Origin of the sequence: Lysinibacillus sp. LZ02 (assembly GCF_050613145.1) — a bacterium.
Taxonomy (GTDB): Bacteria; Bacillota; Bacilli; order Bacillales_A; family Planococcaceae; genus Lysinibacillus_B.
The window spans coordinates 1,011,517-1,024,464 of record NZ_CP192507.1 but is presented as its reverse complement, the minus strand read 5'-3'; the positions used below and the strand labels follow the sequence as shown (position 1 = coordinate 1,024,464).

Sequence of the window (12,948 nt, the reverse complement as noted above, 5' to 3'; positions counted from 1 at the left end):
TATGCATATCTATCCCATTCTAACACAAAGCAATCACTTTCGAATAATGATGACAATAATATTTTTTGGCGTCATGTCCTTTTCGTCCATAAAAAAGCGCACAAAAGCTCCGTAAAGCTCTTGTGCACTTTTTATGAATGTTTACGCTGTTTCCATGAGACAAACGCCCAAATAAACAATAAAACTAATTGCCCAAGTATCGTTTCAACGGTTGGATAAAAACCGATTGCACTCATAACAGGTAAAACATCCACAACATTTGTTGAGACAACATCTGTTAATTGCAATGTATGAATACTTGTTCCGATAATTTTAAAGGCTAATATATAAATCATGATGGTCGCGACAAAGAAAAACTTGTGAATCGGGATTTTCCCACTTACCTTTGTTAATGCCAAAGCCACGATGATTAAAATAATGACGGCGATCACAATACCTAAAACAAAGTCAAACACTTCTATTTTCGGAATAATACCCGCATAGAACAAAATGGTCTCTGCCCCTTCTCGGAACACCGATAAAAAACTAATAAATGCCATCGCCAGCACGGATCCTTTTGAAATCGCATGTCCCATTTGTTTTGATAAATACGTATTCCATGATTGCACAGTCGATTTACTATGAAGCCATACACCGACTCCAATCATCATAATTGCCGCTACAAGCCCTACCCAGCCTTCAATCATTTCACGATTTGTACCTGATGTTAAAGAATCAAATACAATCGCCAGTAAAATCGCCATCACAGCAGATAGAAGGACACCCGTTGCTGCCCCTGAATAAATCCATTTCACCATCCGCTCTTGATTGGAACGCTTTAAAAAGGACACGAGCACCATGATAATTAAAATCGCCTCTAACCCTTCGCGTAATAAAATTAATGCTGAATCCCAAAAGGAATAGCTATCATTACTTTGTATTAGCTGAATCTCTTTTTTAAATGTTTCTAATGACGCTACGACTTCCTCTACTTTCGGTGTCGTTTGTGATAAACGACTGACTAAAATCGGAATGTCGCTTTCTAACTTATTATAAAGTGAGCTATTGCGTGTCGACACTTCGATTTCTACATTCGGCCAAACGATGATAAATTGTGTTAAAGCATCTGCCGCCGCTTCATAATCCGTTTGTTCAATCGCTTTTAACGCATCATCTATTAAATCGACTAGCGTTTGTAAAGAATAGCCTTTATCTTCAACGACAATATCCTCACCGCTCATAAACTGCTCGATATGCGATTTTAACGTTGTAAAATAAGAGTTCGCTAACGCTGTATCTGGTATTTCATTTGATAGAGCAATGCGCATAAATGCTAATTGATTTTCAATTTGTCCATATAACCCAATACTTTGCGCACGTACCGGCTTTTCGTATTGGTTCCATTTTGCATCGAGCATTTTATAAGCTTCTTGGATTTTCTCCGTATCATTTGTTAAGTAAGCCTCTTCCCATTGTGTCATAAACGGACTAAACTTCGAATAAAACGATTCACGCTCTGCTTTTTCGTCGATCGGATTTTCTGCTAAGTCAAGGGCTGATATTGCTTTTGACAACTGCGAAAGCGCCTTTACACGCGATGCTTCATCACTTGCATGCATAACAGCCTCAATAGCCTGATCTACCGCTGCCTTTGCTTCTGCTTGCTCCGAGCTATACGTAGCCCACAATTGTTCAATTTCTTGAAGCGCCTGTTGAGCTTGCTCTTCATTTTGCTGATTCGTATTAATAATCGCATCTGTAATTAACACGTATAGTTCACTATAGTCAGATGCTTTTGTAATAGGTGTGAAAAGGAGCAAGCTCATTACGACGATACTACAAACTTGTAAAAAGCGCTTCACCTAAATAACTCCCTTTTTTAACACCGGGCAGACAAGCAAATAATGCACTTCCCCGATGTGTAATGTATTCGTTTAATTTATCAATACGCCCTAAGCTGTTTTGAATATCAATGAACTGCTTCGGATGTTTTTGGAATGAGATAAACAGCAAGCCGCTATCATAAGCTCCTGTTTCTGTTACAGTACCTGATGCATAAGAGAATGGACGACGATAAATCGTTTGTTTTGCAAGACGTGATAAGTAAACATGAGAGTTTTCAGGAATCACAGACTCCCCTTCCACATCTTTTGCGAACACATCCGTTTCAGCAAACTCATCTGCCTGCCCGAATAATGCCCCATTATGTCGGTAACGTCCAAATGTCATTTCTTGCTGATGAAGTGATGTACGATCCCATGTTTCTAAATGCATTTGTATTCTTCTAACGATTAAATACGTTCCATTATTCAACCAAGACTGTTCGTGATTCGATACCCATACATGCTCATCAAATTCACTAGTTGTTTTCGGATTAACCGTCCCATCTTTAAAAGAAAATAAATTTCTCGGCGTGCCACCATCCTCAGGCATCGACATAAAGCCAGCTTGAGACCAATGAAGCTGTACAACACCGCTACCGACACGTAGTAAATTGCGCACGGCATGAAATGCAACTTGTGGATCATCCGCACATGCTTGAATACATAGATCTCCCCCTGTCCATTGCTTCTGTAGCTGGTCTCTTGGGAAATGAGGTAAATCCACTAATTCAGCAGGCTTTTTATTTTTTAGTCCGAGTGAGGCATGCTCAAATAATGACGGCCCTACCCCGAATGTTAATGTTAAATTCGCCGCATCTAAATTGAATGCTTCACCTGTATCAACAGGTGGTACATGTTTAGTTGAATCCTCATCCTCAACGGGCTGTCCTTGCATCATGCGTTCACTATAGCGCGTCCAATCTTGAAATAATTTTTGGAGTTGCGCTTTGGACTGCCCAACAAAATGGAGCGACGCAAAATATACATTGGATTGATGAGGTGTCGTAATACCCGGTTGTTGCTTACCATTAAACGCTACTGCATGAGTAGAAGCTTTTGGTGCTTCATCCTCTAGTATTTTCATCACACCACCAAGACCTGAGGCACCAATTGCTGCGCCTGCAATCGCAAATCCAGAAAGCTTCAACATTTCTCGTCTCGTAATTTTTTCTGCCATATAAAAGCTCCTATACTATTCGATGACAATACCCATTTGACTTAATGGCTCACCTAATTCGTTTACTGCTGTTGCAAGTACTTTCGTATCATCTTCTGTTAATACTTCGTATGAAACATAGCCGCCATTTCCATCTTCATACTTCGCTAATAAGTCATTGATTGCACTAAATTTCTCATCTAATGTTGCTACTAAATCTGCATCTTTCGCCTCTAAACTCGCACGTAAAATCTCGAAAATTTTCTCTGCCCCTTCAATATTTGCTTTAAAGTCGTAAAGGTCTGTATGAGAATAGATTTCCTCTTCTCCCGTAATTTTCGATGTTGAAACTTCATTTAATAGGTCAACAGCACCTGTCACTAACAACTCTGGCTCTACTTCAACTGTTTGTACAAGTGCATATAATTGCTTAACATCCGCTAACAATTGATCTGCCACTTGCTCATAACCCGTTGTCGTATTTTCAACCCATAATGCATACTCTAGCTTATGGTAACCTGACCACTCTTCCATCCCTTGCCCTTCTTCTTCTAAATCCGCTAAACGCCCGTCGATACGTGGATCTAAATCACCGAAGCTTTCTGCAATAGGCTCTGAACGTTCAAAATACATACGTGCAGGCGCATACGCTGCCTTAGCTGCTTCGATATCCCCCGATTTGAATAAATTAACAAAGCTTTCAGTTTCTATAACGAATTTTTCCATTTGATCTGCTGCAAATTGTTGATAAGCCGCTACTTCCTCTGATAGACTTGCCTTTTCTGTCTCCACTTGTGCTGGCTCTACTACGTTTTCCTGTTCTTTTGTCGCCTCTTCTCCACAAGCCGCCATTAAAATACTACTCGCTACTAATAATGCTGATAATTTTTTGCTGAATTTCATTTTTTCATATCCTTTCAATGCCTACTTGGCTATCAAACTATTTCATATTATAGAATGATAATCATTATCACTATATAAATCAAGAAAAAATTTAATTTTTATTATAAGTAATGACTACATTATTTGTTTGCTAGATGCGCAAAGAGGAAAAAGCACTCATTACCCTATCGCCTCCGCTGCTTCAGGTGATTGAATCAGAAATGATCTCAATATGTACAAGCTAAAATTAAAAAAGCATGTAAATAAACGGAGCAATCCGCTTATCTACATGCTAAATGATTATTGGTAATACTTCTCTACAACTTCGCCACAACGTGCACATAATGTTGCATGTGCTGCGTTCGAGCCAACTGTTTCAGAAATCGTCCAGCAGCGCTCACATTTTTCACCGTCTGCTTTTTCTACAACAATTGCCGTTTTCTCTAACACTAATGCGTTTTCTGGCGCCTCACCTTTTGTACCAGCAACAACAAATTGTGAAACAATCGATAATTGTGCAAAGTCAATCGTTGCATCTTTTAGAAGCTCCACTGCTTCTTGATCTGCATACACAGATAATTTCGCTTCTAACGATTTACCGATTACTTTTGCATTACGCGCTTCTTCAAGTGCTTTTAACACTTCATCACGAATCGCAATAACATTGCTCCATTTTGCACGTAACTGTTCAAAGTTTTCTTTTTCATCTACTTCTGGGAAGTCTGTTAATTGAACAGACGCTTCCTCAGCACCTAAGTAACCCCATAGTTCTTCCGTTGTATGTGAAATAATTGGTGTTAATACTTTTAATAACATTTGTAGCGTATCGTACATAACCGTTTGCATTGCACGACGATCTTTGTTATCTACGCCTTCAATGTACACAACATCTTTTGCAATATCTAAGTAGAATGAAGATAGCTCAATTGCTACAAAGTTGTTGATTGTGTGATATACCGCTGAGAACTCATAACGGTCGTATGCAGTACGTACAGCTTTTAATACGTCTTGCATGCGCATGTACATGTATTGATCCATTTCGCGTAAATCTTCATACGCTACACGGTCAGTCGCTGGGTTGAAGTCTGTCACGTTCCCGTGTAAGAAACGAAGCGTGTTACGAATTTTACGATATACCTCAGAAACTTGCTTTAACATATCCATCGAGATACGCACGTCGCCTGTATAGTCAACAGATGCTACCCATAAACGTAAAATATCTGCACCGTATTGATCCATTACTTTTTGCGGAATGATAACATTTCCTAAAGACTTACTCATTTTACGACCTTCACCGTCTAATACGAAACCGTGAGATAGTAACCCTTTATATGGTGCGTAACCATTGATCGCAACAGATGTAATTAGTGACGAGTTAAACCAGCCACGGTATTGGTCAGAACCTTCTAAGTAAAGATCTGCTGGGTATTTCATGCCGCGCTCTACTAATACACCTTGGTGCGACGAGCCTGAGTCAAACCAAACGTCCATAATGTCGTTTTCTTTTGTGAACTCGCCATTCGGGCTACCTGGATGTGTGAAGCCTTCCGGTAGTAATTCTTTCGCTGTTTTTTGGAACCAAATATTTGAACCATGCTCACGGAATAATTGCACGACATGTGCAATTGTTTCTGGCGTAATGATTTCTTCGCCATTCTCCGCATAGAATACTGGAATTGGTACACCCCATGCACGTTGACGCGAAATACACCAGTCGCCACGATCACGAATCATATTGTAAAGACGTGTTTCACCCCATGCAGGTGTAAATGTCGTATCTTCAACCGCTTTTAATAATTCATCACGGAATGCTTCAACTGACGCAAACCATTGTGGTGTCGCACGGTAAATAACCGGCTTTTTCGTACGCCAGTCATGCGGATAAGAGTGCGTGAAGAAGTTTAATTTTTCTAATGCATCTACTTCTTGTAATTTTTCTGTTACTAATTTATTGGCAGCATCATAGAAAATCCCTTCAAAGCCCGGTGCTTCTGCTGTGTAACAACCGCGGTTATCCACTGGCGATAAAACAGGTAAACCATACGCTTTCCCAATGTTAAAGTCGTCTTCCCCGTGACCTGGTGCTGTGTGTACACATCCTGTACCAGCTTCAGCTGTTACGTGCTCACCAACCATTACAAGTGAATCACGATCATAGAATGGGTGTTTCGCTACAACACGGTCAAGCTCTTGCCCTTTCACTTCTTGAAGTATTTCATAAGACGCCCAACCAATTGCATTTGCCACATTTTCAAGTAAATCTTTGGCAATGATGAATTTTTTATCTTCCACTGCTACGACTACATATGTGAACTCTGGGTTTACAGAAATACCGAGGTTTGCTGGTAATGTCCAAGGTGTTGTTGTCCAGATAATAAATTTCGCATCCGCAGGAACGGCACCTTTTGCATCTTTAATCGGGAATGATACATAAATGGATGGTGATTTTACATCTTTATATTCAATTTCAGCTTCAGCTAATGCTGATTCAGATGATGGTGACCAGTATACTGGTTTTAAACCTTTATAAATGTAGCCTTTTTCCGCCATTTTACCGAATACTTCGATTTGACGTGCTTCAAATTCCGGCTTTAATGTGATGTATGGATTTTCCCAATCCCCACGCACACCTAAACGTTTAAATTGTTCACGCTGATTATCGATTTGCTCATAAGCATATTTTTCACAAAGCTCGCGGAATTGTGCAACCGACATTTCTTTACGATTAACACCTTTATTTGTTAATGCTTGCTCAATTGGTAGACCGTGTGTGTCCCAACCTGGTACATATGGTACATGAAAACCAGTCATTGAACGATGACGATTAATCATATCTTTAATAACTTTGTTTAACGCATGCCCGATATGGATATCACCGTTTGCATACGGAGGGCCATCATGTAATACAAAATGCGGACGATCCTTTGTACGTTCATTTACTAATTTGTTAATATCCATTTCATTCCACTTCGCTTGGATTTGCGGCTCTTTTGTCGGCAATCCTCCGCGCATTGGGAAATCTGTTTTTGGCATTAATAACGTGTCTTTATACTCTACCATTCGTAATCCTCCTGTTATTTGTTTACATGCAAAATAAAAAGCCCTTCATCCCAAAAAGGGACGAAAAGCTGTCGTTTCGTGGTACCACCCTAATTTACAGTAAACCATTACTGCCTCTTAGTCGCTGTAACGTCGCGTATCACGAGCTCATTTACTACAATTCAATGAACTAGCTCCAGAGTGATTTTCTGTAAAAATTGCTTTTTGTTCGAGCTCCCACCATCCTCGAATCGCTTCACAGCAATTTCAACATACTGTCTCCATCATAGCTGATTATGCATATAAACATCTTTTGTGTATCAGTATATGAAACTGTTTGCGGCACGTCAAGCTTTTCTGCCTAAATTGAACTTAAGTTCTCATCCTCTGTTTCATACTTTTCACGTGTTTGTATTGGAATTTCTGTCAATGTCACATCGTATTCCAGCAAGTTATCCCAATCATCTGTATTCAATAAATCCAGCTGTGCTTCCACTAACATCTTAAAGCGGTTGCGGAATACTTTTGACTGCTTTTTTAACTCATCAATTTCAATAGTCACTTTACGTGCTTTCGATAAAGCCTCATTAACAATACGATCTGCATTTTTTTCGGCTTCTTTCACAATGAGCTTTGCTTCCTTTTGCGAGTTGCGGCGTAACTCTTCCGCTGCTTCTTGTGCAACAATAATCGACTTTTGTAATGTCTCTTCTAAATTGTTATAGTGATCCATCTGTTCTGTCATTGTTTTGATTTTATCTTCAAGCTCTTTTTTCTCACGTAAAATGATCTCGTAATCTTTAATAATCTGATCTAAAAATTCGTTTACCTCGTCCTCTGCATAGCCACGGAAGCCACGCGTAAACTCCTTATTATGTATATCTAAGGGGGATAATGGCATGTCGCTAATCTCCTTTGCACGTTACTATTTATTAAACATTATACTTTGTTAGCGTTTAATTGACATCATTTTTTCGTTTTTTTCTGCAGATATTCATAGTTTTTGCTCTAATCGACCTATTTGTAGGCGAATTTTATCTTTTTTTGTTCGTCCTTCTGTCATGATTATTTTTAAACGACCAAAACCTCGTGCAGAAATAATATCGCCCTCTTGTAATTCAAATGCGACTTGCTCGCGAACGGTCCAATTGACTTTTACACGACCTGCTGCAATAAGACTTTGCGATTTTTGCCGAGAAAGATTTAATACCGTCGCAAGTACAACGTCAAGACGCATCGAAGAAACTGTACAAGAACTTTCTCCCCATTGTTCTTCTAGCTGCAAAAGCGAACTTGCCCCTACTTCCTCCATATGTACTTTCACTTTACCGATACTCGATAAATTCGTACGTACATAATCCGCTACTTCCTTTGCTACTGCAAACTCCACGGTATTTTCACCGACACGAATATCACCAAATTTGCCCCGTTCAACCCCTAGTGAAAGTAGTGCCCCTAACACATCAGGGTGTCTAATTTGTACAAATTTCGAAGGGTAGCTCACCGAAAAGATTGTGAGATGGTAGTCATTTTCTTCAGGCATATAATAGGAAGGCGCAATCATAACTCGCATTCGCTCGGGTGCTTGAAATCCCCCTTCCATATAAACGGTTAAGTCATCTGCCTGACCCATTACAGCACTAACGATAAAACGTTGCCGTGGGTCTAAAAAATCCGTTAAGCGTGGTGCATAGCGATCTTCCACTTCCCGCTGCCAACCCATCACTTGTTCAATAAATGGCTGTTCATCTTTTCGAAAGTGCTGAATTAAATGCTCCATTTTCGTAACTCCTTGTTAAATAAAATCCCCTTACAATGCGAAACATTGTACGGGGAAAGACTTAAATAATGTAGCTAATAACTTTTAATAAACCTTCTTGAATAAAGCGCAGTACAAACAGCGCAACAATTGGTGAAATATCAATCATACCAATTGCCGGAATAAACTTTCGGAAAAATCCTAAGTAAGGCTCACATACTGTTGCTAAAAAACGGCCTACAGCTGAGTCTTGTGCTGCCGGAATCCACGATAGCAAAATGTATGCAATTAGCATAAACGTGTAAATCGTAAATGCTTGTATAATAATATAATAAATCATCTAAATACCTCTCTAGCTTCTAAATTTCATCAATAATATAATTTGAAATTTCTCCTGATACTTCTACATTCTCTGGTGTACATAAGAAAATATCTGTCCCAATTCGTTGAATATCGCCACCTAATGCATACACTGTACCACTTAAAAAGTCAATAATGCGTATACCTTGATCACGCTCAATACGTTGTAAATTCACAATTGTCGCACGTTTATTTTTTAAATTTTCGGCAATATCTTGTGCTTCCGCGTAAACACGAGGCTCTACTAATACGACTTTGGCACCCTTTGTTGTTGTTGCTGCATGGAGGCTTACCACATTATTTTGCGATGGAGCAGACACATTTGGTAACTGTTGCGGAACAACCTTACGCTCTTTTTTAAATCGCGCATTAATAGCAGGCACTTCAGACTGCTGTTGTTTTACGTTCTTTTCAGTTACTTCATCATGTGTTACATGTTCTTCCTCATCTTCTAAGTAGAAGAAATTTTTTATAATGTTTTTCATACTCATCCACCGTCCCTTCTTTCATCATCCAACAAGAGCCGTGCCAATCCTTACAAAGGTTGCTCCTTCCTCTACAGCAATCTCGTAGTCATTTGACATTCCCATAGAAAGTTCTGTGCACGGAGCATATGGTAATTGCAAGGCGATAACTTCCTGTTGAAGTTTTTTCACTTCACGAAATACATTACGAATGATGTGTTCATCTTCTGTATTTGGAGCCATTGTCATTAACCCGACGACTTCGATTTTTGTGTAAGAAGCTAGTTGTTGAATAAACGAAATGACCTCTTCCTTTGACAAGCCATGCTTCGATTCCTCACCTGAAACATTTGCTTGAACAAAGCATTTAATCGGTCGTTCCGCGCGCTTTTCAATCTCTTCTGCTAAGCTAATTCGGTCTAACGAATGTAAAAAATGAATATCGTTAATCACTTGTTTGACTTTCCGCGTTTGTAATGAGCCTATATAATGCCATTTTACATCAGATGTAATATGTTCAAGCTTTGTATGTAATCCTTCTGGACGATTTTCACCTAGATGTACAAGACCTGCTGCAAATGCTTCCTGCGTACGTGCTACATCTACTTCTTTTGTTACTGCCACGATATTTACTTGTTGCGATACATCCGCTCTATGTTGTGCATCCTCTATTTTTTTTTGAATACATTTTAAATTATTAATAATTTCGGTCACTTTTTTCCCAACTTTACAATATTAGTTTATATTATTGTATCAAGCTAAATGCGATTTATCAATGAATAGGGCGACCTATACGGAAGCAGTTTTTACTAAAATCACATCCTTACCTACTATGAGAATATCACTAATTGCTACTTTTTTTATACTATCTTCTTTGTGAAGAATTTGCGAAATCTTCCTCGGTTGTGCCACAAAAAAGTACTCAATGTGACCACTTTTTTCATTCACTTCCGCATCGACAATATAGCCAATAAACCGTCCACTCCCAGCTTCAATCATCTCTTTTTGTTGCACCGTTGAAAATCTTAACATAGCACTCCACCTTTTATTTTTTCTAAATAACTTATAATGAACAAATTCGAAAACATACATTTCCATTTGAGTAACCGTTGCTTTCCTCTCCGGCACTCGCTTTCCACGGGCGAGATCAAGCCTCCTCGTCGCTCATCCTTCGATGCTTCTGTCGCTGCGCTTTCGTCGCAAATAAATTTCCTGCGGGGTCTTGAGGCCAACATGATGTTGGTCACGAAGGCGTTGCCGCTGTCGCTTTGCTTTCGCGCAGATAAATTGTCACAGGACGTGACGGTTTTAGCCTTCTTTCCTTTATCGCTTTTCCCGTAGGAAGCTTTGCACCTGCCGCTTCACTTCCGGTACAGAAAAACATTGCTCTGTAGCGAATGCCGTCAGCTACACTCTCGTGCCTCCGCTACAAGCAACTATTGTTCCATAAAATAATTAGTTGCTAAAAACAATAAATATGCCCATTGATTACAGGGGCTAGACGACGATATGTGCAAATCGAAAGAAAATGATTTCTTTTAGAGAAGAGAAATTTTTTTCTAGAATATTGAGAAGTATTTACTTTTGCCGTAGCGCGCCATCGCCACAGGAGCCAAGATTTTCTTTGCGACGAAAGTGCAACGTCAGGAGCAGGAACAGGAGATCCAAACAGGCCACGCCTGTTTTAGCTCCTGTGTAGGCTGTGGCAAAGCGCGGAGGCTACCATTACGCTTTCGTTTAATATCTTTTACTATCATACTGGTATTTTTAGGATGTATTTTTGCTCATTAAAAGTAAATAATCTTTCCCTAATTGTGAAGAAAAGCGCACATGATGTGCGCTCTAGTCAACTTTATAATCTTTCTGCATGAGTGCAATTGCACTTTTTTCTAAACGTGAGATTTGCGCTTGTGATATGCCTAATGTTTTGGCAATTTCCGTTTGCGTTTCCCCATAATAGAATCGTTTGGCGACAATGAGCTGCTGACGTTCATCCAATTTTTGCATACTCTCTTTTACCGATACATACGCAACCCATTGGTCCTCTGACACATCGCCTTTTAACTGATCAAGCATATACACTGGATCAGTGCCATCCGCGTAAATCGGTTCTTGTAAGGACATTGGATCTTGTATCGCATCTAACGCATATAATACATCTTCCTGTTTCATTTCAAGCATCTCTGCAATTTGCTGTAATGTCGGTTCATATGAATGCTCGAGTACAAATTGTTCTTTTGCTTGCATCGCTTTATACGCAATATCTCGCAATGAACGTGAGACTCTTAGTGCATGATGATCACGTAAATGACGTCGAATTTCCCCGACAATCATTGGTACTGCATATGTGGAAAATCGCACATTATGTTTTAAATCAAAATGATCAATTGCTTTTAATAAACCGATACAGCCTACTTGGAATAAATCATCTGCTTGCTCGCCACGATAAGAAAAACGTCCAACAATACTTAATACCAAACGTAAATTGCACATAACGAGCTGTTCACGTACTTCCTCTTCACCCGCCTGCATACGTTCAAATAAAGCTTTCATTTCTTCATGTTTTAAAATAGGTAACGTCGATGTATCGACACCACATAGTTCTACTTTCATACGAACCATCTCTTTTCCTCCGAACCTTTTTATCGTTCAGTTTGTCCGTATGAGGTAAGACTATGCGTATCTACACCACGCCAATTTCAACCAATTTACGCAATCGGTTCATTTAAATATTCACGTAGGTCTAAAATAATTTTCTTCTCAAGGCGCGAAATATACGATTGTGATATGCCTAAATGATCCGCTACTTCCTTTTGTGTCATTTCTGTTTTACCATTTAAACCAAAACGGCATTCCATAATATATTTTTCGCGTGGGTTTAAACAATTAATCGCATGGAACATATGCTGACGCTGTAGTTTTCGCTCTACATCATCTGAAATAATATGCTCTTCAGTGCCTAAAATATCCGATAATAACAACTCATTTCCATCTGCATCGGAATTCAGTGGTTCATCTAGCGACACTTCACTTTTCATACGACTCGTTTTTCTAAGATGCATTAAAATTTCGTTCTCGATACAACGTGAAGCATATGTGGCCAATTTTATATTTTTTTCTGTATTAAACGTTTCAATGGCTTTAATTAATCCAATTGAACCAATACTAATTAAATCTTCAATTGGCGTCGCTGTATTATCAAACCTTCTCGCAATATACACAACAAGACGTAAATTCCGCTCAATTAATGTATCACGAGCACCTAAATCTCCATCCATAAATGCTTTGACAACGGTTAATTCTTCTTCTCGAGTTAATGGTACTGGCAATGCATCATGTCCTCCTATATAGTATGTTCCCTGACGTGAAATTTTTCGCCAAATGCGTAAAAAAAGTAAGCGTAGCTTTTGAAGCAATGAGTGTCCC

Annotated in this window: 12 protein-coding genes and 1 other annotated feature; all 12 genes read right to left on the bottom strand. The window is 39.2% G+C overall.

Annotation, left to right across the window (positions count from 1 at the left end):
- Positions 1-131: 131 nt before the first annotated feature.
- The 12 genes from ACQQ2I_RS04635 to sigE all read right to left on the bottom strand — a co-directional run bounded on the left by ACQQ2I_RS04635 (position 132) and on the right by sigE (position 12,938).
- A complete protein-coding gene (locus tag ACQQ2I_RS04635) occupies positions 132-1,841 on the bottom strand; it encodes an FTR1 family iron permease (protein ID WP_431029408.1) in 1,710 nt (569 codons plus the stop codon).
- Positions 1,816-3,039: an iron uptake transporter deferrochelatase/peroxidase subunit gene (gene efeB / locus ACQQ2I_RS04630; protein WP_431029407.1), complete on the bottom strand. Its 1,224-nt coding sequence runs from the start codon at positions 3,037-3,039 to the stop codon at positions 1,816-1,818. Before efeB ends, ACQQ2I_RS04635 begins: the two co-directional genes overlap by 26 nt.
- Positions 3,040-3,054: 15 nt before the next feature.
- Entirely contained in the window at positions 3,055-3,921 is an 867-nt protein-coding gene (gene efeO, locus ACQQ2I_RS04625) for an iron uptake system protein EfeO (protein WP_431029406.1), read from the bottom strand.
- A 279-nt stretch (positions 3,922-4,200) separates the two neighbouring features.
- Positions 4,201-6,960, bottom strand: coding sequence for an isoleucine--tRNA ligase (gene ileS / locus ACQQ2I_RS04620; protein ID WP_431029405.1), 2,760 nt, complete (start codon positions 6,958-6,960; stop codon positions 4,201-4,203).
- Between the two features lie 53 nt (positions 6,961-7,013).
- Positions 7,014-7,236, bottom strand: a binding site (T-box leader).
- A gap of 64 nt (positions 7,237-7,300) precedes the next feature.
- Positions 7,301-7,840 carry a DivIVA domain-containing protein gene (locus ACQQ2I_RS04615; protein WP_431029404.1) on the bottom strand — a complete coding sequence of 180 codons (540 nt, stop codon included), beginning with the start codon at positions 7,838-7,840 and terminating at the stop codon, positions 7,301-7,303.
- A 93-nt stretch (positions 7,841-7,933) separates the two neighbouring features.
- Positions 7,934-8,719: an RNA-binding protein gene (locus ACQQ2I_RS04610; protein WP_431029403.1), complete on the bottom strand. Its 786-nt coding sequence runs from the start codon at positions 8,717-8,719 to the stop codon at positions 7,934-7,936.
- A 61-nt stretch (positions 8,720-8,780) separates the two neighbouring features.
- Entirely contained in the window at positions 8,781-9,038 is a 258-nt protein-coding gene (locus ACQQ2I_RS04605) for a YggT family protein (RefSeq protein WP_431029402.1), read from the bottom strand.
- Positions 9,039-9,057: 19 nt separating this feature from the next.
- Positions 9,058-9,549: a cell division protein SepF gene (locus ACQQ2I_RS04600; RefSeq protein ID WP_431029401.1), complete on the bottom strand. Its 492-nt coding sequence runs from the start codon at positions 9,547-9,549 to the stop codon at positions 9,058-9,060.
- 18 nt (positions 9,550-9,567) lie between these two features.
- Positions 9,568-10,236 (bottom strand): YggS family pyridoxal phosphate-dependent enzyme, encoded by a 669-nt coding sequence (locus ACQQ2I_RS04595; protein WP_431029400.1) that lies wholly within the window; start codon positions 10,234-10,236, stop codon positions 9,568-9,570.
- Between the two features lie 75 nt (positions 10,237-10,311).
- The gene (locus tag ACQQ2I_RS04590) at positions 10,312-10,554 is read right to left on the bottom strand and encodes a PRC-barrel domain-containing protein (protein WP_391366340.1); all 243 of its coding nucleotides are present in this window, start codon (positions 10,552-10,554) and stop codon (positions 10,312-10,314) included.
- Positions 10,555-11,364: 810 nt separating this feature from the next.
- The gene (gene sigG / locus ACQQ2I_RS04585; protein ID WP_391366339.1) at positions 11,365-12,144 is read right to left on the bottom strand and encodes an RNA polymerase sporulation sigma factor SigG; all 780 of its coding nucleotides are present in this window, start codon (positions 12,142-12,144) and stop codon (positions 11,365-11,367) included.
- 86 nt (positions 12,145-12,230) lie between these two features.
- Complete coding sequence (sigE, locus tag ACQQ2I_RS04580; protein ID WP_391366338.1) at positions 12,231-12,938, bottom strand: RNA polymerase sporulation sigma factor SigE; 708 nt, start codon at positions 12,936-12,938, stop codon at positions 12,231-12,233.
- Positions 12,939-12,948 lie beyond the last annotated feature (10 nt).